The organism is Methylonatrum kenyense (genome assembly GCF_023195885.1).
Classification (GTDB): Bacteria; Pseudomonadota; Gammaproteobacteria; order Nitrococcales; family Aquisalimonadaceae; genus Methylonatrum; species Methylonatrum kenyense.
Window position 1 is genome coordinate 78471 of the sequence record NZ_JALPKO010000009.1, and the last position, 21873, is coordinate 100343.

Annotated in this window: 27 protein-coding genes; 12 read left to right on the forward strand and 15 right to left on the reverse strand. The window is 64.3% G+C overall.

What is annotated here, in order from left to right; translation table 11 throughout:
* The first annotated feature begins 162 nt into the window (after positions 1–162).
* Entirely contained in the window at positions 163–1575 is a 1413-nt protein-coding gene (locus tag M0534_RS11210; RefSeq protein ID WP_248568519.1) for a DUF3300 domain-containing protein, read from the forward strand.
* Positions 1576–1644: 69 nt separating this feature from the next.
* Here M0534_RS11210 and M0534_RS11215 read toward each other — a convergent pair whose 3' ends face one another.
* From M0534_RS11215 to M0534_RS11235, 5 genes are all read right to left on the reverse strand, one after another.
* Positions 1645–1905 carry a hypothetical protein gene (locus M0534_RS11215; protein WP_248568520.1) on the reverse strand — a complete coding sequence of 87 codons (261 nt, stop codon included), beginning with the start codon at positions 1903–1905 and terminating at the stop codon, positions 1645–1647.
* 312 nt (positions 1906–2217) lie between these two features.
* Positions 2218–3174, reverse strand: coding sequence for a bile acid:sodium symporter family protein (locus M0534_RS11220; RefSeq protein ID WP_248568521.1), 957 nt, complete (start codon positions 3172–3174; stop codon positions 2218–2220).
* A 6-nt stretch (positions 3175–3180) separates the two neighbouring features.
* Positions 3181–3945: a sulfite exporter TauE/SafE family protein gene (locus M0534_RS11225; protein WP_248568522.1), complete on the reverse strand. Its 765-nt coding sequence runs from the start codon at positions 3943–3945 to the stop codon at positions 3181–3183.
* 21 nt (positions 3946–3966) lie between these two features.
* Entirely contained in the window at positions 3967–4530 is a 564-nt protein-coding gene (locus tag M0534_RS11230; protein WP_248568523.1) for a DUF2845 domain-containing protein, read from the reverse strand.
* A 28-nt stretch (positions 4531–4558) separates the two neighbouring features.
* The gene (locus M0534_RS11235; RefSeq protein WP_248568524.1) at positions 4559–5275 is read right to left on the reverse strand and encodes a hypothetical protein; all 717 of its coding nucleotides are present in this window, start codon (positions 5273–5275) and stop codon (positions 4559–4561) included.
* 363 nt (positions 5276–5638) lie between these two features.
* On the opposite strand from M0534_RS11235, the gene M0534_RS11240 reads away from it, so the two are divergent.
* Positions 5639–6934 carry an FGGY-family carbohydrate kinase gene (locus M0534_RS11240; RefSeq protein WP_248568525.1) on the forward strand — a complete coding sequence of 432 codons (1296 nt, stop codon included), beginning with the start codon at positions 5639–5641 and terminating at the stop codon, positions 6932–6934.
* A 26-nt stretch (positions 6935–6960) separates the two neighbouring features.
* On the opposite strand, the gene M0534_RS11245 is transcribed toward M0534_RS11240, so the two are convergent.
* The 6 genes from M0534_RS11245 to M0534_RS11270 form a co-directional block, all read right to left on the reverse strand.
* The gene (locus M0534_RS11245) at positions 6961–7113 is read right to left on the reverse strand and encodes a hypothetical protein (protein WP_248568526.1); all 153 of its coding nucleotides are present in this window, start codon (positions 7111–7113) and stop codon (positions 6961–6963) included.
* A gap of 162 nt (positions 7114–7275) precedes the next feature.
* Positions 7276–7551, reverse strand: coding sequence for a hypothetical protein (locus tag M0534_RS11250; protein WP_248568527.1), 276 nt, complete (start codon positions 7549–7551; stop codon positions 7276–7278).
* On the reverse strand, positions 7544–7975 hold the full coding sequence (locus M0534_RS11255) for a phage holin family protein (RefSeq protein ID WP_248568528.1): 432 nt from the start codon (positions 7973–7975) through the stop codon (positions 7544–7546). Before M0534_RS11255 ends, M0534_RS11250 begins: the two co-directional genes overlap by 8 nt.
* Positions 7976–7982: 7 nt before the next feature.
* Entirely contained in the window at positions 7983–8267 is a 285-nt protein-coding gene (locus M0534_RS11260) for a hypothetical protein (RefSeq protein ID WP_248568529.1), read from the reverse strand.
* A gap of 94 nt (positions 8268–8361) precedes the next feature.
* On the reverse strand, positions 8362–9519 hold the full coding sequence (locus M0534_RS11265) for an AI-2E family transporter (protein WP_248568530.1): 1158 nt from the start codon (positions 9517–9519) through the stop codon (positions 8362–8364).
* 31 nt (positions 9520–9550) lie between these two features.
* Positions 9551–9721, reverse strand: a complete 171-nt coding sequence (locus M0534_RS11270) for a DUF1328 domain-containing protein (protein ID WP_248568531.1) — start codon at positions 9719–9721, stop codon at positions 9551–9553.
* 239 nt (positions 9722–9960) lie between these two features.
* Here M0534_RS11270 and M0534_RS11275 point away from each other — a divergent pair, with 239 nt between their 5' ends.
* Entirely contained in the window at positions 9961–10878 is a 918-nt protein-coding gene (locus M0534_RS11275) for a quinoprotein relay system zinc metallohydrolase 2 (RefSeq protein ID WP_248568532.1), read from the forward strand.
* A gap of 18 nt (positions 10879–10896) precedes the next feature.
* A complete protein-coding gene (locus M0534_RS11280; RefSeq protein ID WP_248568533.1) occupies positions 10897–11712 on the forward strand; it encodes a quinoprotein dehydrogenase-associated SoxYZ-like carrier in 816 nt (271 codons plus the stop codon).
* Between the two features lie 180 nt (positions 11713–11892).
* Here the strand turns inward: M0534_RS11280 and M0534_RS11285 are convergent, their stop codons facing one another.
* A complete protein-coding gene (locus tag M0534_RS11285; protein ID WP_248568534.1) occupies positions 11893–12363 on the reverse strand; it encodes a DUF302 domain-containing protein in 471 nt (156 codons plus the stop codon).
* Positions 12364–12882: 519 nt separating this feature from the next.
* Between M0534_RS11285 and M0534_RS11290 the strand changes: the two genes are divergently transcribed.
* Positions 12883–13995 (forward strand): OprO/OprP family phosphate-selective porin, encoded by a 1113-nt coding sequence (locus tag M0534_RS11290; RefSeq protein WP_248568535.1) that lies wholly within the window; start codon positions 12883–12885, stop codon positions 13993–13995.
* Here M0534_RS11290 and M0534_RS11295 read toward each other — a convergent pair whose 3' ends face one another.
* Complete coding sequence (locus tag M0534_RS11295; RefSeq protein ID WP_248568536.1) at positions 13996–14628, reverse strand: HPP family protein; 633 nt, start codon at positions 14626–14628, stop codon at positions 13996–13998.
* A 133-nt stretch (positions 14629–14761) separates the two neighbouring features.
* Positions 14762–15310 (reverse strand): formaldehyde-activating enzyme, encoded by a 549-nt coding sequence (locus tag M0534_RS11300; protein WP_248568537.1) that lies wholly within the window; start codon positions 15308–15310, stop codon positions 14762–14764.
* Positions 15311–15519: 209 nt separating this feature from the next.
* Here M0534_RS11300 and M0534_RS11305 point away from each other — a divergent pair, with 209 nt between their 5' ends.
* Both M0534_RS11305 and M0534_RS11310 read left to right on the forward strand, forming a co-directional pair.
* The gene (locus M0534_RS11305; RefSeq protein ID WP_248568538.1) at positions 15520–15906 is read left to right on the forward strand and encodes a DUF4332 domain-containing protein; all 387 of its coding nucleotides are present in this window, start codon (positions 15520–15522) and stop codon (positions 15904–15906) included.
* Positions 15907–15979: 73 nt separating this feature from the next.
* Complete coding sequence (locus tag M0534_RS11310) at positions 15980–16372, forward strand: hypothetical protein (protein WP_248568539.1); 393 nt, start codon at positions 15980–15982, stop codon at positions 16370–16372.
* Positions 16373–16516: 144 nt separating this feature from the next.
* On the opposite strand, the gene M0534_RS11315 is transcribed toward M0534_RS11310, so the two are convergent.
* On the reverse strand, positions 16517–17221 hold the full coding sequence (locus tag M0534_RS11315; RefSeq protein WP_248568540.1) for a ComF family protein: 705 nt from the start codon (positions 17219–17221) through the stop codon (positions 16517–16519).
* Positions 17222–17372: 151 nt separating this feature from the next.
* Between M0534_RS11315 and bioB the strand changes: the two genes are divergently transcribed.
* From bioB to M0534_RS11340, 5 genes are all read left to right on the forward strand, one after another.
* Positions 17373–18359 (forward strand): biotin synthase BioB, encoded by a 987-nt coding sequence (gene bioB, locus M0534_RS11320; protein ID WP_248568541.1) that lies wholly within the window; start codon positions 17373–17375, stop codon positions 18357–18359.
* A 4-nt stretch (positions 18360–18363) separates the two neighbouring features.
* The gene (gene bioF / locus M0534_RS11325; RefSeq protein ID WP_248568572.1) at positions 18364–19536 is read left to right on the forward strand and encodes an 8-amino-7-oxononanoate synthase; all 1173 of its coding nucleotides are present in this window, start codon (positions 18364–18366) and stop codon (positions 19534–19536) included.
* On the forward strand, positions 19533–20420 hold the full coding sequence (bioC, locus tag M0534_RS11330; protein WP_248568542.1) for a malonyl-ACP O-methyltransferase BioC: 888 nt from the start codon (positions 19533–19535) through the stop codon (positions 20418–20420). The genes bioF and bioC overlap by 4 nt, the downstream gene beginning before the upstream one ends.
* Complete coding sequence (gene bioD, locus M0534_RS11335; RefSeq protein WP_248568543.1) at positions 20417–21124, forward strand: dethiobiotin synthase; 708 nt, start codon at positions 20417–20419, stop codon at positions 21122–21124. Before bioC ends, bioD begins: the two co-directional genes overlap by 4 nt.
* Before the next feature lie 190 nt (positions 21125–21314).
* Entirely contained in the window at positions 21315–21815 is a 501-nt protein-coding gene (locus tag M0534_RS11340; protein WP_248568544.1) for a DUF2244 domain-containing protein, read from the forward strand.
* Positions 21816–21873 lie beyond the last annotated feature (58 nt).

Below are 21873 nucleotides of genomic sequence, written 5' to 3' on the forward strand. Positions count from 1 at the left end.
CCGGGAAATTTTCCCGTATCTGTGCCTTTCGGGAACCGCTAGGCGCGCTGTCGGCCTACAGTGACATGAAGCAGTGGTGATCCGCGCCGCTGCAGTGGGGTTTCAATCCGAGCCCCGCGATCATGGACGCCGTGCAGGAAGCCGACGGCGGGGAGGCTTCCCATGTGGTTGCGCCGGTTTTATCCTGCCCTGCTTGTGCTGCTCCTGCTGCCGAGCTTCGCCGCCTCGGCGCAGCAGGAGTTCCAACCGGTATCCGATGCCGAGTTGGATCAGGCGCTTGCCCCGGTAGCGCTGTATCCCGACACCTTGCTGTCGCAGATCCTTATCGCTTCCACGTATCCCGTCCAGGTCGTGGACGCGGCCCGCTGGTCGAGGCAGCGTCCTGGTCTTGATGGCAGTGCGGCGGTCGAGGCCGCTGCCGGGCAGGACTGGGATCCCAGTGTGCAGGCCCTGGTGGCCTTTCCGCAGGTTCTGCAGCGCATGGATCAGGACCTGACCTGGACCTCCCTGCTGGGCGAGGCGGTCATGATGGACGAGGGCCGGGTATTGGATCGCGTCCAGTACCTGCGGGAGCGAGCCTACCAGGCCGGCGAACTGCAATCGGACCAGCATGTCGAGATTATCCGCGAGCGGGAGGTGATCTACATCGAGCCGCGGGAAGTGCATGTGGTGCATGTGCCCTACTACGATCCGCGGTATGTCTACGGCAGCTGGTGGCATTCGGCCTATCCGCCGGTCTACTGGTCGCCACCGCCTCGCTACCGGCCCCACCATGGCTTTTACTGGGGCAAGGCCTACCCGGTTTCGGGGTTCTTTTTCTCCTCGGTGCTCGACTGGCGGCACCGACACGTCACCGTCATATCGGTCCATTCCGGCAGCCGCTCATTGCGTCCGCCGAAATCGGTGCGCCATCTGCGCAGCGGACACCGAGCGCAGCGCTGGTCGCATCGGCGCACGGCCGGTTCGCCCCGTAATGTCCATCGGGGGCGGGATTTCCGGCCTTCCGGGCGCCACGGCGAACGTCGCTCCGCTTCAACGCGGCGACAGGATTCGCGCAATCAGTACCAGCGGCGACGTCCGCCTTCCCGCCTGCAGAGCGGTCAGATTCGCGACCGTCGGCAACAGGACGGTACGACGCGCCGGTGGAGCAGCCAGCGTCAGCAGGCGCCCAACACCGCCAGGGAGCGCCACCAGCAGCAGTTCGGCCGTCAACAGCAGTCGCGTTCCGGGTCCCGGGACTGGCAACAACGACGTGAAAGCACTGCGCCGCAGCGGGGTCATCAGCGGCGTGAGCAACGCGCCACTGGCCGCGATGGCAGGGGTTTTCGTGGTGGTTCGGGTTCCGCTCAGCGCCAGCAGCGTTCCGAACGCAGTCGGCAGCAGCGGCCGCGGGATTCCGGTGCCAGACAGCAACGGGGCCAGGGCCGAAGTGGCGGCGCCCAGCGCGAGAGATCCTTTTCCGGAAGTTCCGGACGCGCCCAGCGGGGTGGCGAGCGACGCGCCGGTCGCGGTTCGCCGCAGCGGCAGGGGGGTGAACGGTCCCGTGGTGGACAACGTCGTGGCTCGGGCCGTTGAGCGGATGAGCCGCCAATCAAAAAAGCCCGCACTGGAGGTGCGGGCTTTTTCGTTGCTGGCAGGGCCGGTTCAGATATCGAGAATCTCTTCAGCCCGATCCAGCGCCTGGTTGGCGTAATCCCGATCCTGCGCCAGGTAGTGTTCCTGGGCCTCGGCACTCAGGATCTGAACGAATTCCTTTTCCGAGGCTTCCAGCTCCTGCGTCACCTCGTCATCGTTCATCGCCTCGTGAATCCTTTCCAGCCGCTCCTGCGGCTCGGCGCTTGCCGCGAATGGAATGCTGAGCGCAAGTCCCAGCGCGAGTGCCAATGTCGTCAGTCGGCGCAACATTTAAGGAAACACTGATCTAATTTCGCGTCTGCGCCCGAGGCCGGTTTTGGTCATCTGGCAAGGCGCGGTGCCGGTTCGGTAGCTAGAGCTACGGGGCCGGCGGCGCAACACAGCCAGGGGCCAAAACCGGCCGGGCCCTTTGGGTTGGGCCGCATTTTCCCCGACTGCTGCGTTACGCTGCTTAACCGCAGAACCACTGCGGCACTGCGCAGCGCGCCTTGCCTCGGAAAAAATGCGGACACCAACGCAGACGCAAAATTAGATCAGTGTTTCCTTCCACCTCCTTCGTGTCGCTTCACTGCCTGTATGGCCTCACCGGGAGACGTGATGATGATCGGCGCTGCTTTCAAGGGGGCGGCGCCGCAGCCAGCCGGCAAGCGCGGCGCCGCTGATATTGTGCCAGACGCTGAACAGCACCCCGGCCAGGGCGGCGCCGGGGCCGAAATGGGCCATGGCCAGGGTCACGGCCAGACCGCTGTTCTGCATTCCGACCTCGAATCCGCAGCTGCGGGTGACCGCCGGAGCCAGGCCGAGCCGGCCGGCAATCAGGAAACCGGCCAGCAGGCCAATGCCATTATGCAGGATGACCGCGCTGACCAGCGGAAGCGACAGTTGCACAAGCTGGCCGCTGTTTGCCGCCACGATGATGGCAACGATCAGGGCCACGGCCAGTGCGCTCAAGGCCGGGAAGACCCGCAGCAGGCCCAGCCCGACCGAGGGCGCCAGCCTGTCCAGGCAGTGCCGAAGAATCAGCCCGGTGAGTACCGGTAGCAACACGATCAGAGCGATCTGACCGACCAGTGTGCCGAATCGGACATCAATGGTTTCGCCAAGCAACAGCAGGATCCACAGGGGCATGATCAGCGGTGCTGCCACGGTCGTGAGGGCGGTGATACTGACAGACAGGGCGACGTCGCCCCGGGCCAGCAGCGTGACCACATTGGAGGCGGTACCGCCGGGGGCTGCGCCGACCAGAATCAGACCCGCGGCCAGTAGCGGCGGCAGGTTCAGGAGCATGGCAAGCAGCCAGGCCGCCAGTGGCATCACGGTCCACTGCAGTGCGGCGGCGAGAAAAATCGGACCGGGTCGTCTGACGATGCGGCTGAAGTCAGCCAGCTTCAGGGTCATGCCCATGCCAAGCATGACCAGTCCCAGCAATGGCGGAATCCAGCCGCTCAGCGGCTGCAGCCAGGCCGGCACCAACAGCCCGATAACGGCGCCCAGCAGGACCCAGACCAGGAAGGTATTGGCAATTCGTTCGCTCAGCACGCCACGTCATCCATGACCGACCAGCCCCTGGATACCCTGGTAGATCAGTCGGGCCGCCAGCAGGGCCAGTATGCCGCCCAGCCCGTAGCGGAACACGGATTCGTCGAGTCGGTCGAGGATATGCCGTCCCAGCCAGGTACCTATCAGGCCCGCGGCCAGCATACCCGCCAGAAACGGCAGCCATGGCGCCAGACTGAAGCCCAGCATTGCAAAGGCCACGATCTTCGTCAGGTGCTGCAACACCATGCAGGCGGCGAAGGTCGCAACATGGCGGTGGCGCTGCAGCTGCAGGATGCGCAGCACCACTGCCACCAGCGGTCCTGTCGCGCCGACGAACAGGGTCGCGAAGCCGGTACCAATGCCGCCCAGTGCCAGGCTCAGGCGCTGTTGGCCGGCCGCCAGTCGCGGTTGCAGGCCGGACAGCGACCACACAATAAAAAGGCCGAGAATCAGTTCGGGCAGACCCTCCGGCAGTTCGATCAGCACCAGGCTGGCGGCGAACGTGCCGAGCAGTGTGCCAACAGCGAAGGCGATCACGCTGCGCCAGTCGACGTGTTGCAGCAGCAGTGCCAATCGACTCAGGTTCGAGCCGGCCTGAATCACGCCATGCAGCGGAATGACGGTGGCGATGGGCAGAAACAGGGTCATCATCGCCAGCAGCGCGACGCCGCCGCCGAGGCCGAACGCCGCTGACAGCATTGATGTGAGCAGGCTCGAGGCCAGCAACACCAGCACCGATAGCAGACCGAGTTCAGCGGGAATCCAGTCCATGGAGTTTGCGGACCTATTGGGTCAGCGCCGGCGACCCTGCTCCACGCGAATCACCTTGCCAGCCTGTAAATGCACGATGCGCGGGATCTGACCGCTGCCATAGTCGTAATACCACTCCTCGCGCACTGCCACCAGGCGCCGCGCATGTCCCGGCTTGAAGCGGCCGATCTCCAGTGTTTGCGTGGCATCCGGCTCGCCGCAGCGGGCCAGCAATTCGAGCCGGTTCATGCCGCGCTGAAGCTGTTGCGCCGGACAACGCGAGCCGGGCACACGGTTGAATCCATAGCCACCGCTGTCGATGCGTTGTACCCGCCCGTCACGGATGTCGACGATGCGCACCAGGCGTTGCGGCCCGCGGTTGTAGTACCAGCGTTCGACTGCGATGGCGCTGCGGCCGTCCGGTAACAGGCTGAAGCGGACCGGCTCGCGCAGCGTCGGTTCGCCACAGATGGCCAGCAGATCGAAGGTGCTGTCGCCCCGCTGCACGATATTGCCCCCGCAACGAATGGAAGCGTCCGCGAGCAGCGGCAGTCCGCCGGCAAGCAGCAGCACAATCAGGGTGAAAACGCGGGCATGCGGGCGCATCACGGGTCTCCCCGGACCGGCAGAATGGTTATCGTATCTGATATAGGCACTGACGGCAGGCACGGCAGAGGTAGGCCAGCCAGAACAGAATGCCGATGAACTTGGCGCCGTCCTCGACCAGGAAATACAGGGTTTCGCCCCGATGCAGGCCCGCCGCGGCGACCAGGTCCGGTGCCAGCAGGCGTGCGCTGGTGTCCACCAGCAAGGACGCGGCGAAAGCCGCCAGCGCGATGAGCAGCAGCAGGTTCTCGGTGCGGGCGATGATGCGTCGATACTGCCACAGCCACAGACCGATCATGCTTACCGCGAGGCCAACTACCAGTAGCCGGCTGGTCAGCGGTTGTCCGGGCAACAGTTGCCGATGGAGCTGAAACAGATCATCGAGCATCAGCGCCGAGGTGATGCAGGCGGCCAGTAGCAGGAAGCGGGTCACCCGGCGGTTGGGCTCGTTGCGTGGCGCGTCCCTGACTGCCGCAGTGAAAAAACAGATGGCAGCGGCGGCGGCCCAGAGGCCGATTCCGAGATTCGACAGCAGGCCCACATGCCAGGGTGCGTCGAGGATATCCTGCGGATCACGGGTCAGATCGGCCAGTGAAACGTCCAGCGGAAGGGTGAGCAGGAGAAGGCCAGCCAGCAGGCCGGCGCTGAGCGCGAGCAGCTTGGCAACGGTTTTCGCCGCGTGGCGTGACTGGAAGCGGAGCGACTCGCGGATGCGAAACGTGGACAGCGGCTGCTGATTATTCATGGTGGTCCGGCAGGCTGCGACCCGGGCACGGATCCGCTCGGGTCAGTGTTTCCATAAGTCGCATAGTATCGCGTTGTGGCCCGGGTTCGCAGGCGGGCGGCCTCAAAGCTGAACGCGGGAGACGGTGGTTCGCAGCTGGTCCGAGCCTCTCGTTGAGGCCCTCGGTGGCCTGCCGCCGGCGCATGCTTGCCTAAGCCCCGGCCGGTTTTGGCCCCTGGCGGCGTTGCGTCACCAGCCTGGTAGCTCAAGCTACCGAACCGGCACCGCGCCTTGCCAGATGACCAAAACCGGTCTCGGGCGCAGACGCGGGAATAAATCAGCGTTTCCCTGGAGTAGTTGTCGGCGGCAGCGCGGAGAATTTGAATGGATGACGCGGCGCTTTATGCCGGAATCGATGTCGGCACTTCGGGCATCCGGCTTTGGCTGGGGGACCGTGCCGGTTTTTGCGTCGAACGCCATGGCGAGGCCTGGCCAGCTGGTCGCATGCCGGCAGACCCTGCGGTCTGGTGGGAGGCACTGCGCCGCCTGCTGTCTTCGCTAGCACCGAGGAATCGCCGGCGGCTGGCGGCGCTGGCCATCGACGGCACGTCCGGAACCGTGCTGCTGGCGACGCCCGAGGCCAGAGCCGTATCGCCAGCGCAGGCCTACGACATGCCTGCGCCAGCGCAATTCCTGCGTCGGATCGAGGCAGATGCCCCCGAGGTAACCGCAGCCCGCGGTAGCGGTTCCGGGCTGGGTCGTGGGCTGGCCTTGCTGGAAGGGCTTGCCGAACCGTCCTCGGTCCGTCTGGCAACTCAGGCCGACTGGCTTGCCGCCTGCCTGCTTGGCCGGCTGGCTGCAACGGACGAGAACAACGCCCTGAAGCTTGGTTATGATCCGGTGGAACGTTGCTGGCCGAGGTGGATCCTGAGCTGTGGCCTACCGTCCGCCTGTTTGCTGCCCGCCGTTCCGCCCGGTGCCCCGCTGGGTGGGGTGACGGCAACCGTGGCGGCCGAGCTCGGTATCCCACCGGACTGCCTGGTCGCAGCGGGCACCACCGACAGCATCGCCGGATTCCTTGCCACGGGCGCTGGCCAGGTCGGCGATGCCGTTACATCGCTCGGTACCACGCTTGCGGTGAAGCTGGTCTCGCCGCGACCGGTCTTTTCTCCGGAGCATGGCGTCTACAGCCATCGTCTGGGCAGACATTATCTGGTGGGCGGGGCGTCAAACACCGGTGGAGGGGTGCTTGCCGGTTATTTTTCCAGGTCGGAAGTTGATCACTTGAGCCAGCAACTGGATCCCGGGCGACCGACCGAACTGGATTACTATCCTCTGCGCCGGCCCGGGGAGCGCTTCCCGTGGAACGCGCCCGAGCTGCAGCCCCGACTTGAACCCCGGCCGACCGATCCGGTCCGGTTCCTTCAGGGCATGCTGGAGGCAATGGCAAGGATCGAGGCGGATGCATACCACAGGCTTGTCCAATTGGGGGCGCCGCAGCCGGCGTCTGTGCTGACTGTCGGTGGCGGCGCACGTAACGAGGCCTGGCGGCAGATTCGGCAACGCATCCTCGGCATTCCGGTGCACAATCTTGCGACGGTTGAGCCCGCCTATGGCGCGGCGCGACTGGCGATGCAGGCAGACAAAAAAAGGCCCGCCAGTGCTGACGGGCCGCAATGACTCCAACGTTTCAAGAAACCATCCGCTCAGTCGTCGAACTCGTCCTCAATGTCTTCCACGGTGTCATCGATCTCCTCACCGGCCTCTTCCGCCGGACCCTGATCGTCACAACCGCTCAGCGGCACGATCGTGAATACGGCCAGCAACAGGAGTAGCAGCAATTGGTGCGTTGATTTCATGACGTTCTCCCTTGAGTGCGAAAACGATTCCCCGGAATTCACTGCACGGAACGGGCCAGGTCGCGGATCCCGGTTCTGTACGGATGACTCCGTGAAAACGCCGGCGGGAAACGGAAATTGGCGGCGCATGTGCCAAATTGGCACACCCTGCGACTGATGTTATCAGCCGAGCGCCTTGCGCAGGAGCCCCCAGCGGCTCAGGGTCTTTTTCGCAAACGGCGCAAGCGCCAACACCGAGCCAAGCAGTCGCGTGACAAGTGGCCGGAACTGCTGGAACAGGAATCCGGCGAGGAAGGCCCGTGCAAGGCCGGCTGGTGTCAGCGCCTGGCGCAGAATGCGCCGGCCCCACCAGTGGCGGTGCCGACGCAGCGTCTGCATGTCATCGCGGATCGACAGCCGGAGTGCGCGGGCCCGTTGGCGCAGTTGCGCGTTACCCATTGTTCCGGTCTTCCGCCTGCCGGCCCAGAGCCTCGGCGAGCGCCGCACGGCTTTCGCGGAAGCCCAGGTCCCGCAACATGCTGCGGGCCCATAGCGCCAGCCCGCCTGCGGCGAGCAGGTTGACGCCTGCTGCCAGCAGCGCCGCCAACCACAGTGACCAGCCGGCAAGTTCGGCTGCAGCCAGCGCCAGTGCCGCGCTCAGGTACAACCAGACGCTTACCGCCAGAATCGCCAGGATCAGGGCGCAAACCAGCAGCAGCAGCGCGCTGCGCAGGGCAAGCCTGGCATCGGTGGCGAACAGCTCGGCACTGTCGCGAAGCACGCCGGCAACTGTCCGCCCGAGGTCGATCAGCGCGTCACCTTGTGTCGGTGTCGCGCCGCCTTTCGGCTCGGCTTCGACGCGTGCTTCTCGCTCGTCCTGCATTGCCGGTTCAGCGCCGCCGGTTGAAGGACGAGAACAGCGAGCCGGCGGCGAACGCCAGGCCGAGTGAGGTGAGCGGGTTTTCGCGGACGAAGGTGACGACGTTGTTGATCAACTCGTCGGAGCGGTCGCGCGCCTGGTGTGCGCGCTCGCGCACCTGTTCATCGGCGCTGGCTGCACGATCACGAATCTTCTCTTCCGCCGCTGCCGCCTTTTCAGCGACCCGGTCGACGGTCTCGTGTGCCTTCTCGGCGGCACGCTCGGTGGTTCTGGAGGTCTCTTTCTGCGTCGCCATGACAGTCTCTCCTGTCGTCGTGGGTGGCTCGAGTTGGTGGCAAGGCCCCGATGGATGTCCATAGCTGAATAATGACGTGGCGAAGCCTTTCTGACTATGGCTCGTCAATATTATCCGGCGGTCTGTACAGTGTTTCCGCGGTCTGTTCGTCGAGCATCACCTGCGACATGAAGCGATTGCTCAGATGCCGCCAAAGCGTGATCACGAAGGCAGTCAGGGGCACGGCGAGAATCATGCCGATAATGCCGCCGAGCGCGATGCCCCAGAAGAAAATGGAAATAACCACCAGCGCCGGATGCAGGCCGGAGCGATCGGCCATGATCTTCGGCGTCAGTATCCAGCTTTCGATCAGCTGCACGACGGCAAACACCAGCAGCACGTAGAGCACCAGGTCCGCACCGCCGCTGGGCTGCAGGTAGGCCATCGGGACGGTCACGATCAGGCCGATGATGATGCCGAGAAACGGCACGATGTTCAGCAGGCCGAGAAACAGCCCGATCGGAATCGCGGCCTGCAGGCCCGCGAGGGTGAACCCTGCCGCCAGCAAAACGCCCATGATCATTGCGATGATCAGCTGGCCGCGGAAAAAACCGGTAACGTAGCTGATGAACACCGAGCTCAGGTAAAGGATGTCCTTGCGCGTTTCTTCACGGAACACCTGCAACGCTTCGTCGAAGGGTTTCTGCATGCGCCGGCCGGAAAGCAGGGCAAAGAACAGGAACAGCGGCACGAAGGCCAGGCCGACCAGCGTTTCCAGGTAACCCATGAGTTGCTCACGGGCATCATCCATTTCCGGCAGCAGGTCCCCCAGGTCGTCCTCGTCCATCCGCGCCGTCACCATCGCGGCCAGGTCTGGAAAGCGGGTGGCGAACTGGTTCTGCCAGCGCGAGAAGGTATCTGGCGCATCGTCGAAAAATTGCGCCAGCTGTGACACCGCCGTCGGCAGGACCACGGTCAGCCCGAGTGCAATCAGGCCGAGGAACACCACGAACAGCAGGATGACCGCCGGCAGGCGGCCGATGCGGAGCTTCTCCTCCAGCGCGTCGACCACGGGAAACAGCACCAGCGCCATGACCCCTGCCACCGACAGCGGCAGCAGGATGCCGTAGAACGTGGCCATCAGCTGGGCGAGCACCCAGACGATCAACACGATCAGCCCGGCCAGCACGACGCCGGTGGCCAACATCGCGGTGACGCGCAGCAGTTTTCGTTCAGTCTGGCTGAACAGAGACGGAGGACCCTGCTCAGCCATCAACGCCTCCGGCGGTCATCCGGCACAGCGGTCAGGCCGGTGGCGCGGAGACGCCGCCGAAGATGATCGCCGCCAGGAACAGCACCAGGAAAATGAAGAAAAGGATCTTCGCAAACGAGGCCGCGACGCCGGCAATGCCGGTGAAACCGAGTACCCCGGCGACCAGCGCCACAACCAGGAATATCAGTGCCCATTCCAGCATGCTCTACCTCCTTGTCTTGCGTGGACGTTCAATAGTCGGCAGGTGAACATGCAAACGTCGCGCCGGATTCGCACCTGCAACGAAACCCCCGTTGTTCTACATTCGGGTTTCCGGGAAATTGCCAATTGCTCCCCTAGCTATGGCTGGCGGGGGTGCCTGCGTCAAGCCGGGGATCTGTCGTGCTTCGACGACATTCCAGCCGTGCCAGTCGCCGGCTGCGCCCGGCGACGGGAGTCACCATGATGAGATCGATCTGCGTTTTTCTGTTGACTGTCGGCTTGCCCCTCTCGGTTCACGGCACCAACGGCCTGGCCATGGAGCAACTCGCCGACGGCATCTATGTGCATCAGGGAGTGCACGAGGATGTGGATTCCGGCAATCGTGGCGATATCGCCAACATCGGCTTCGTGATCGGTGATGACTGTGTTGCCGTGATCGATACGGGTGGGTCGCCGGCGGTGGGCGAGGACCTGCGCGCAGCCGTGGAACAGCGTACCGAAAAGCCGATCTGTCATGTCATCAACACGCATGTTCATCCCGACCATGTGTTCGGTAACAACGCCTTCGTCGATTCAGGTGCCGAGTTCATCGGCCACCATCGGTTGGCTGCCCAGCTGTCCGCCCGTGGCGAGTATTACCGCGAGGCCATGGCGCGGATGCTGGATACCGAGCTGGATGAAAACGTCATCGTGCCGCCGGATCGCGCGGTTGAGGACAGTATGGAACTCGATCTCGGTGGTCGCGTTCTGCGGCTCCAGGCCATGCCCACCGCCCACACCGATACGGATCTGGTGGTGCTGGACCAGGCCACCGGAACGCTATGGCTGGGCGACCTGCTGTTTGTCGACCGCATCCCGTCGCTGGATGGCAGCCTGCTGGGCTGGCTGGCCGTGATGGACGACTTGCGCGACATCGACGCCGAGCGAGTGGTGCCGGGGCACGGACCGGTCAGCCTCGACTGGCCGGAGGCGGCCGCCGACCAGCAGCGGTATCTCGAGGTGTTGCGGGACCAGACACGCCAGGTCATTGATGCCGGCGCGACGATCGACCAGGCCCTTCGTCATGTCGGACGCGACGAGCGCGATGCATGGCAACTTTTCGAGGAGTATCATGAAGGCAACGTCCAGTCTGCATTTGCAGAACTGGAATGGGAGTGATTTCCGGGAGGGTGCGCCATGCCGCGCGTGTTGAATCTGTTGTTCATCGCCTGCTTCGCGATGCCCGCGTTCGCGGTCGATCAGGATGAGGAGCGCTGGGACGCGGTTCGCGATGACCTGTTCGGCGATCGGGCTATCGACAAAGGCGACCATCTGATGGCGCTGCAGGCTCCTTTCCGGGCCTCGGATGCGGCCCTGGTGCCAATCGGGGTTGAGGATCGGCGCAGCGAGGGTGATCCGGCGATTTCCCGTGTCTGGCTGATCGTTGACAGCAATCCGGTGCCGCTCGCCGGCATGTTCGAATACGGGCCTGCCGCCGGCAGCATCGATCTGTCGACGCGGGTGCGGGTCAACGCCTATTCGCATGTGCGGGTGGTCGCCGAGACCGAGGATGGTTCCCTGTATATGGTGCGTGAACATGTGCGGGCCAGCGGCGGTTGCAGTGCACCGGTCAGCGCCGATGACGAAGAGGCGCTGAAGGACATGGGTCAGATTCGGGTCCGAGCCTGGGATCGTGGCGACAAGGGTGGCGCCGATCTGCAGGTCGGCATCCGGCATCCGAACTTCTCGGGCATGCAAATGGATCAGGTCACGCGGCTTTACCGGCGCGCGCACTACGTCAAGGATGTCGAGGTGCTGGCCGACGGTGAACGCGTGATGCGTGCCGAATTGACCATCGCCATGAGTCGTGACCCGAGCCTGAGACTGGCTTCGGGCCTGCAGGGCGAGCAGGACGTGACGGTGCTGGTCAACGACAGCGAGGGCCACGAGTTTCGAGAGGCCCTGACCGTCAGCCCGCGCATCTCCGACTTTGATTTCTCGGCGGTGGAATAAAGCTTAAGAGGTCAGTTTTCAGGTTTCAGTGTTCAGACAAACCATCGACTTCGTTTTTTCGAGGAGGCGAAGTCGACGCAGCACTATTCGGTCGAAGCTTGATCTTGAGATCTTCACGTTCCGCTTGCGAAAACGGAATTTGGGCGCCCTGTCTGAAAACTGAAGCCTGAAACCTTCGCTTCATTCCACTCCCTCCCGAATAATCGCGTGCATCGTCTCGTTCAGCCGGCGCGCTGCCGTATCGGCACGCTCGTCGCCGTTATCCTCCGGTACGCGCAGGCTACTTGCCACGACCTCATCCCCGTCCGGATAGACGGCTACCCGGCATGGCATGTAGCGAATCAGGTCCGGTTTCGCCTCAAGTAGCGTTGTCACCAGGTCCAGGTCACACATCTGGATGACCGTGGCACCCGGCAGCGTATTGACCCCCCGGGATTCCAGCGCTTCGCCGAACTGGGTGCGGCCGGTGATCACGAAATTGCGCGTGCTGGCGGCAAACTCCAGGTCGAAAAGCACCTCGTCCAGGGTCTTGTCGCTGCGCTCCATGATGACCTCGTCGGCCTGGCTGCCGCAGGCAACCAGCAGCAGCGAGAGCAGGCCGCCGGCAACGAGTCGGCAGGCGCACTGCCGCGAACTGGCGATGCATGACACGGTCGTGTGCTCCGAAACGGGCTTTTCCCGACCCGCTCAGCTTGCCGGTCTCCAGCCCGGTTGTCAGCCCTTGTCGACGGCTGATTGTGCCGTTCGGGTCGCGCGGGGCGCTGCAGGCACATGTGTCATTCCGATACGCGCTCCAGGCGGGGTTTTGCGGTCATCATCGGTCTACAGGCCGCTCATGCCGCCATTTCGGCATTTTGGCATGGTCGCTGCTAGAAATGGGTTGCGGTTGAAGAGCCCGTGAAGACTTTTCAACCGCATGCGATGACTCGGCGCCAGTCGAGTCAGTGAGAACGACGATCCCGCATGGGATTCCTTGTTCTCCCCCTCTGTGAATCGCATGAGAGCCCTTTTGACCGCCAGTCGCCCACTGGCGGTTTTTTTTGCCTGGCCATCCCACGACCGATGGCATCCTTGCCGTTGATGAACGAACCGTGAATGCGGGACTCAGGTCGAGTTCACCGCCGGCTGATACAGTCGCGTTCAATTTCACGGACCGGGAAGGACCTCGGGATGCCGCGCTTCGCGTTGTTGCTGCTGCTTTTCCCGGCGCTGCCGGCGCTGGCGCTACCGCCGCCGGAGTTCGGCGCGCGGGTGCAATTGGAGCATATCGATTACGACGGTGACCGGCAGAGCCCCCGGGACGGCTTCTTCTGGCGTGCGATCCGGCTCAGCATGACCGGTCAGGGCAATCCCGGCTGGGGCTACAAGGTGGAATACGACGTCGCCTATGGTCATGCAGATGCCGAGAACCTTTACCTGCGGTACATGAATGCGCGACACGAGCTTAGCCTCGGCGAACGCAAGGTGCCGCTGGGTCTGTCGCGGCTGACCAGTGCCGGCCGGCTCACCCTGGCCGAGCGGCCGGCGCCGATCGAGAGCCTCACCGACAGTACCCGTTTCGGGCTCTGGTACGCGCGGGATTTTGAACAGGGCCTGCTGCAAACCATGCTCTATAGCCGCAGCATCAACGACAGTGGAAATGCCCGGCCGCTCGGCCTGGCCGCGCGTCTGGTCTTCAACCCCCTGCATGATGGTGACCGCATCGTGCATCTGGCCACGGCAGCCGCCTACGAGGACATCGACCGCCGGGCCGATCCGTCCTATAGCGCCAGGCCCGAGGCACGGCCGGACCGGGGTCGCTTTCGCCTGCTGAATACCGGCTCCATCGAGGATGTCGCCAACACTTTTTCCGGCGGGCTGGAGGCCGCCTTCCAGGTTGGTGCGCTGACGACGCAGGCGGAATACATCCGGGTGCAACTCGATCGCCGTCGGGCCGGTAACCCGAGTTTCGATGGCTGGTACCTGGAAAGCAGTTATCGCCTCACCGGCGAGCCGATGGCCTATGACGGATCCTCGTTCCGCGACTTGATTCCGCGCGGCCCATACGGCGCTTGGGAGGTCGCCGCCCGTTACAGCCGGCTGGATCTCAACGATGGTGCTATTCGCGGCGGGCGCCAGGATGCGGTGACCCTGGCGCTGAACTGGTATGCCACCGAGCGCCTGCGCTTCTACGCGAACCTTGTCGATTTGCGGGCGCGGGGTGGTGATGTCGAGATTGATGGTGTGCCGGTCGGTCGGGAAAGCGCGCGGATCGTGGTCCTGCGAACCCAGATCGGATTCTAATCACCGCGATCTCGCAGCGGCATGCGGGTGCTGGCCATGGTCAAACCGCTGTGACCAAAGCGGATACGGGATTCCGGCAAGGCGGTTCATGGCCCAGGCCTGCAACAGGAGCAGACAGACCGCTCCCATGAGGATCGGAACCTGGCCAAGCTCGGGCATCAGGCCCAGAGACACGATCAGCGCGGTGGCACCGGCCGGCGGATGATGCGCGCGGAAAAGGATCATTATCGCGCTGGCTGCGCCGAGGGATAGCGCAGCGGCGCCGATTCGCGGCAGATCGACGCCGATCTGCATTGCCGAGGGTGCATCCAGCAATCCGAAAACCGCCAGGCTCAACCAACCGGCCAGGGCGCCGATCAGGTGACCAAGTACGGTGTTTCGGGGTGACGCGGCGGCAGCCGTCGGCACGTAGAACAGGATGAAGGCCGTCGCACCGAGCGAAGGAAAGATAAAGGCTTCCTGCGTCAGCAGGGCGACCGTCGCCAGCAGTGCAATGCTGATGCCGCCATTGATGAAGCCGAACACCGCAAGCACCACGGTTGGATCATGCCGACGGCTCCAGCGATTCAATCGCAGGCGCCCAAGTATGCCGTATACCAGCCGCCGCCGGCGGCGCTCGTTCTTTCTGCCCATGTCTGCTCCGGCCGAACGGATGCACGACAATAGGGCAGCGCACTTAATTAGTGCAAGAGATAAGCGTGGTACTGGTCGAGCGGATTCGAAGGCGAGTTGTGCGGCTGGTTGATCAGCCGCACAACGCCTGACATCAGATCTTTCCGTCCAGGCCCATCTGATAGTACTTGTGGGTGATGTTGTCCTGGTTTTCCAGCAGCCAGTCGATACTGGGCTCATGGTGCATGGCCTTGTGGATGGCCTGTGCCATGGCCTTGCGATGGATGTCGAACAGTACCTTGTGGTCCAGGTCATCCTGCTCGGCAACCACCGGATTCAGCCACACCGAGCAGATGATGCCCAGGTCGTTGGCCTTCTCCTTGGGAATGTCGCCGGCACGCACGGCGTCCAGCACGCCGTTGGCGATGGCTGCCTGCACTGTGCCCATCAGGATGTTGGTGTAGCGGCTGTTCTTGACCGTGACCTTGCTCACGCACAACGTCACGGGCCGCACCATGATGTCGGTGTTGAGGATCGCGAAGACCCGGCTATGGCCCTTGACCTGGTCACCGGTCAAGGTGGCCAGGGCCGTACCCACCGGTCCGTCCAGTTCACCGATAACAACCTCGGGTTCCGCCGCAGTTCCCGGGGGGCCGCCGGCAACCAATGCTTCACCGGAACGAAACACAATGCGTTCGCTCATGGGGAATATCCTCCGTTGGAGTTGCTCGAAATAGGGCCGAGAAGGATGGCTGGCCGTCGGCAGAGCGTCAAATCCGAAGGCATCACCCGGCGTTGTGTGCGCGGCAACAATAATGACGCGCTTGTCTCCTATACTCTGGGGGAAACCTTGACCCGCGAATGAATTGGCGTTGCCCCGCCGCAAACCCGATACCGAGAAGGAGCGTGCAGATGTGGTCCGATTTCGTGAAGCGCTGGATGGATATGGCGTTCTGGTGGTTGCCGGACTCTGACAGGCAAGGGCGTGATTCGGCCTCGCGTTCGCAGGCCACTCCGACCCGCGAACCACCGAAACCACGCAGCCCTGAACCGGCGGTGACCACCGAGGAGGTGGCCGAGGAAGTCGCAGCCGACGGCGATGACCTGACCGCAATCAAGGGTGTCGGGCCAGCCATGGCCGAGAAGCTGAGGCACATGGGGATTACGACTTTCTCCGATCTGGCGGCGGTTGATCCCGAGGCACTGACGGCAGATCTCAAGCGTCAGCGGGTCGTTATTTCCGTCGACCGGGTCAAGGGCTGGAAGCAGGAGGCCGGTGCGCGACAGCCGGCAACCTGAGCGCCGAACCCCGTCCTGTCCCCTGTTGTCTGTTAGTGTCTCGGCTTCACTACAAGTACAGCAGGAGGAAAGCATGCCGAACTGGCAGAAACGCGTACTCGGGGTTTTGATGGCGGTGGCGCTGATGGGGGGGTCTGTAGCTCATGCGGAGTCCGCACCGGAGGACGCTGACGCCCATCTGGCGCAGCTGATCGAGGCGCTGAAAGGTGGCGAGCACGATGATTTCATCAGCAACGGCAACGACGCCTTCCAGTCGAATCTGAGTGAAACCATGTTCGACTCGGTGCAGCAGCACCTGGGCAGGCGTTTCGCTGATGGCTACGAACTGCGCTATCTGTCCAAGATCGACCAGTACGGCATGGCGGTCCATGTCTGGAGCATCCACTTCGAGGACGGCGAGGGCGATCTGATCACCCGACTGGCGATCGACCCGCGGGGCGAGATCGGCGGCATCTGGTTCCATTGATCGCCTTGCCTCCGATCCGGTCGTGATGACAGGCAGACCGCGGAGGCACAGTCCACGGAGTGACGTCGGCCGCAGGGGCGCGGCCGACGAGCGTTATACGAGACGCGGATCCATTCGTACCCCTGCGAATGGATCCGCGTTTCCTTAAGGGTCTTTCGGTGTTCGCGCCACAGCCCATACCTCCACCTCCGCGGCGCCGGCCTCGCGCAGCGCGGCGGCAGCCGCATCGGCAGTGCTGCCGGTTGTCACCACGTCGTCGACCAGGGCGATCCGCAGGCCGTCGACTGCCTGTGTAGCGGTGAATGCCCGGCGCATGTTTCGGCGTCGTTCCATGCGTGGCAGGGCCGTTTGATGGGGCGTGCTGCGTGTTCGCCTCAGTGCGCCGTCCAGTATCGGCAAGCCCAGCTTTCGGTGGAGTTCCCGGGCAATCTCCCGGGCCTGATTGAATCCACGCTCACGCAGCCGGCCACGGTGCAGCGGCACCGGAACCAGTGCATCGACAGTGGCGTCCGCCTTCGACAGGGAGCGCGCCAGCAGACGTCCCAGTAAACGGCCAGCCGCCAGCTCCCCGGAATATTTCAACTGGCTGATCCAGAGCGATACGGGTGGTTGGAACAGGAATGGCACCCGCGCGATCGAGAACGCCGGTGGCGCGCTCAGGCAATGGCCGCAGAGCATGGCCTGCCGGAAGAGTGGCTCGGCGCAGCGCTGGCAGGCCGTGCGGAGCCGGGGCAGTTCCCGATAACAGCTGGCGCACAGATCAAGGCCACCGATACCCGGATTCAGGCAACAGCGGCAGCGGCCTGGAAAGGCGCGATCGAGTAAGTGCTCGAACCAGTTGTTAACCATGACATCCTTGTCTGGTTGACAGCGAGTCGCCGGGGTTTACCATCGCGGCAACGGGCGAAGGAAAACCCAATTGTTTCCTGCATCGTGTCCAGCGCGTCCCGTCATCTGCGCTGCAGCCGCAACTACCCGCAGTCTAGCCGGAGAATTTCGAATGAGTCCCGATCCCGCCGCGATTCGCCACGATTGGCAGGCAGAGGAAGTCGCCCAGCTTTTCGCCCTGCCGTTCAATGACCTGCTGTTTCGCGCGCAGTCCGTCCATCGGGCACATTTTCCGGCAAATACCGTTCAGGTCAGCACGCTGCTCTCGATCAAGACCGGCGGTTGCCCTGAAGACTGCAAGTACTGTCCGCAGAGTGTGCATTACGACACCCCGGTGGCGGCCGATCCGCTGCTGGAGCTGGAGGCGGTCCGCGAGGCCGCGCAGGCGGCCCGGGATGCCGGGGCCACGCGCTTCTGCATGGGCGCGGCCTGGCGCAGCCCGCGCGGACGGCAGTTGCAGCGCGTGGCCGAGATGATCCGCGAGGTGCGCGACATGGGCCTGGAGACCTGTGCCACGCTGGGCATGCTGGACGCCGAGCAGGCCGCCACCCTGCGCGAGGCGGGGCTGGACTATTACAACCACAATCTGGATACCTCCGAGGCCTTCTACGGCGAGATCATTACCACCCGCAGTTATCAGGACCGGCTGGATACCCTGCGCAATGTGCGTGATGCCGGCATGAATGTCTGCTGCGGTGGCATTGTCGGCCTTGGTGAATCGCGTGTTGACCGGGCCGAGATGCTGCGCACGCTGGCCAATCTGCCGGAACACCCGGAAAGCGTGCCGATCAACCAGTTGGTGCAGGTCGAGGGTACGCCACTGGCCGGCGCCGAAGCGGTGGATCCGATCGAATTCGTTCGTACCCTGGCGGTGGCCCGTATCCTGATGCCCGCCTCCCATGTGCGCCTGTCCGCCGGACGCGAGAGCATGTCCGATGAAACCCAGGCGCTGTGTTTTCTTGCCGGGGCCAACAGCATTTTCTACGGCGAGAAGCTGCTGACCACCGACAATCCGGGAACCGATGCGGATCGGCAATTGTTCCAGCGGCTGGGGCTGGTCCCGGAAGCCGGCAAGGCCGCCGCTGCCGATCCTGCCTGAGCCGATGTGGAATCTCGCTCAGGGCCTGGCGGAGCGCCGGGCCGCAGGTCTGGAGCGGCATCTGCGGGCGCTGCAGCCGGTCGATGGCGTTCGGGCCCGTCACGGTCGCCAGGAGTTGTTGCTGTTCTGCAGTAACGACTACCTGGGCCTGGCGGGGGACGATCGCCTGCGCCAGGCGTTTACCGCGGAGGCGGCCCGCTCCGGCGTCGGCAGCGGTGCCTCGCATTTCGTGACCGGGCATCGGCCGGTGCACGAGGCGCTGGAAGACCGGCTTGCGGAATGGCTTCAGCGCGACCGGGTGCTACTGTTTTCCTCGGGTTATCTGGCCAACCTGGGCGTTATCGATGCCCTCGTCGGGCGTGGTGATCACGTCTATCAGGACCGACTCAACCATGCTTCCTTGCTTGACGGAGGCCGGCTCAGCGGTGCCCGCCTGGTCCGTTACGCCCATGCCGATATGCGGCAGCTCGAGGAGCGCTTGCGGCGGGAGGTTGCCGGTCGCCGCCTGATTGTCAGTGATGGCGTATTCAGCATGGACGGGGATATCGCGCCGCTGCCGGAGCTGGCTGCCTTGGCCGCCCGTCATGATGCCGCGCTGCTGGTGGATGACGCGCACGGTTTCGGCGTGCTCGGCGATACCGGGTGCGGCTCACTGCAGCAGGCGGGCCTGAATCAGGACCAGGTGCCGCTGTTGATTGGCACGCTGGGTAAGGCGGCGGGTACCTTCGGCGCCTTTGTTGCCGGTCCGCATGCCTGGATCGCGCATCTGCGGCAGCAGGCGCGGACGCAGATCTACACCACGGCGCCGCCGCCGGCGCTTGCCGCGGCAACGCTGACAGCCATCGAGATCCTGGGCCGGGAACACTGGCGGCGTCAGCAGTTGCAGTCCCTGATCGCACAGTTCCGAACCCGGGCGACGCAGCTCGGGCTGCGCCTGTTGCCCTCGGAAACACCGATTCAGCCCGTGGTGGTCGGTGACGCGGCCGCCGCGGTCGACGCAAGCCGGGCACTGGAGCAGCGCGGCATCCTGGTCAGCGCCATCCGGCCACCCACGGTGCCGGAGGGTTCGGCACGCCTTCGCGTGACCTTTTCCGCCCTGCATACCGCAGCGGACGTCGAACTGCTGCTGGATGCGATGGCCGGCGTTCCGGCGCTGCGGCGGGAGGTGTCCGGATGAACGACGAAACGCCATACCGGCAGCGCGAGCAGGTTCGGCGTGCCTTCGATGCCGCAGCGGACCGTTATGAGGAGTCGGCGGTGCTGCAGCGGGAAGTCGGCGAGCGCCTGCTGCAGCGGCTCGATCTGATCCGGCTGCAGCCTGGACTGGTGGTCGATCTTGGCGCCGGAACGGGGCTGCAGACCGACGCCCTGCGCAGGCGATACCGCAAGGCGCAGGTGGTGGCACTGGACCTGTCCGGCAACATGCTGCGGCAGGCCCGTCGGCACGGCACATGGCTCCGTCCGGTGCCGGCAGTGCAGGCAAGTCTCGATCAACTGCCGTTGGCGCCGCAGAGCGTCGACCTGCTTTTCTCCAGCATGAGTTTCCAGTGGAGCGAGGACCCGCAGCGGCTGTTTCGTGAATGCCATCGCGTGCTACGCCCCGGTGGCCTGCTGCTGTTCTCGACTGTTGGTCCGGATACGCTGCGCGAGCTGCGGGAGAGCTGGCAGGCGGTCGACGACGCGGATCACGTCAATCGTTTCCCTGATATGCACGACCTGGGCGACGCGCTGGTGCGCGCCAGGTTCGGTGATCCGGTCATGGACATGGAGCCCTTCACCTTGACCTATCCAGAACTCAGGGGCCTGTTTCAGGATCTGCGCCGCATCGGTGCCAACACGGTGCGCGGCCATCGGCGCGGCGGCCTGCTCGGGCGCGCCGCCTGGCAACGGCTGGAGACCGCCTATTCCGCATACCGGCGAGCCGACGGCCGGCTGCCCGCCACCTGGGAAGTCGTCTACGGTCATGCCTGGGCCAGCGGCGAGCAGCCGCAGGAACGCAGGGATGATGGCGCCGTGGTCATTCCGCTGGATGGCATCCGCGTGCGCAGGAGGTCCTCATGACCACCGAAGAACGGCGGCGGGGGTTGTTTGTCACAGGAACGGACACCGACGTGGGCAAGACGGTGGTGTCCCGCGGCCTCATGCATGCCCTCCGCGCCTCCGGGCTGCCGGTGCGAGGTTTCAAGCCGGTGGCCGCCGGTTGTGAACGGACAGCGCACGGGCTGCGCAATGGGGACGCGCTGGCCTTGCAGCGGCTGTCGGACGGTTCCCCGGCGTACCACGTCACGAATCCCGTTGCCCTCGAGCCGGCCATTGCGCCGCATCTTGCGGCAGCGCAGATCGGTACGCAGCTGCGCGCCGCGGACCTGGCGGATCATATTCGGGCGAACGCCCTGGCAGGCGAGGGCGTCAATCTGGTTGAAGGGGCGGGTGGCTGGTTGGTGCCACTCAACCGGCGGGAAACCCTTGCGGACCTGGCGCATTGCCTCGGATATCCGGTTATTCTGGTGGTAGCGATCCGCCTCGGCTGTATCAATCATTCGCTGTTGAGCGCGGCGGCGATCAGGGATTCTGGCTTGTCGCTGGCCGGCTGGATTGCCAACTGCACGGCTGCGGAAACGCCATTGCTTGACGAACAGGTTGATGCGATCCGTGAACGGCTTGGCGCACCGCTGCTGGGCCGGATCGGTTTCGCCGCCGACCCGACCCCCGCCACCGTGGCGGCGCAGCTCGATCACGATGCCCTGGGCGGGCTGTTTGCTTGAAGGCCTCAGGCAAATGCTGATTTGCCCCCCGGCCGGCGGCGGGCGGCACTTTCGGGCACCTGGCAAGGTGCCCTACCGAATCAGCGTTTGCTGGACCAGGGTTTCTTCGGGAAAGGATCTCCTCTAATATTGGCCGCCGGCCGTATGGGCGCCTGTAGCGCCGTTCGGTCTGGCATGGGGGGCAAGTCCCATGGAGACGGAGCAACAGGGGGTCGGCGCGGAGACGCGTCATTTCGTCCTGCGTCCGAACTGCGGTGTCTATTGGCGGACGACGCTGGTGGTGTTCATCGCCATAGCCGTTGTCAGCCTCTCGGTCGCGACACTGTTTGCCTTTGCCGGCTTCTGGCCCATCCTGCCATTTGCCGGTCTTGAGTTGACGGCGCTCGGCGTCGCGCTCTATGTTTCGGCAGTGCGGGGTAAGTACCGCGAGGAGATCCTGGTCGACGGGTCGACCGTGGAAATCAGAAAAGGCCAGAAAGAGCCGGATACAACCTGGAATTTCGACCTGGCGTGGTCGGAAGTATTGTTGGAAGCCTCCTTCCACCGTTGGTATCCAAGCCGTCTTCTAATCCGCTCACAGGGGGATGCGGTCGAACTCGGCGCATTCCTTACGGAAGAGGAGCGCTTGGCGCTCGCGGATGAGCTTCAACGCTGTATCGGTCCCATGGCTGCACGGGGCGTTCCGTCCTGAGGGACGGCAGCAGTCGGGAATAGAACACCATAAACAGAAACCGCCCATCTCAGTCGGG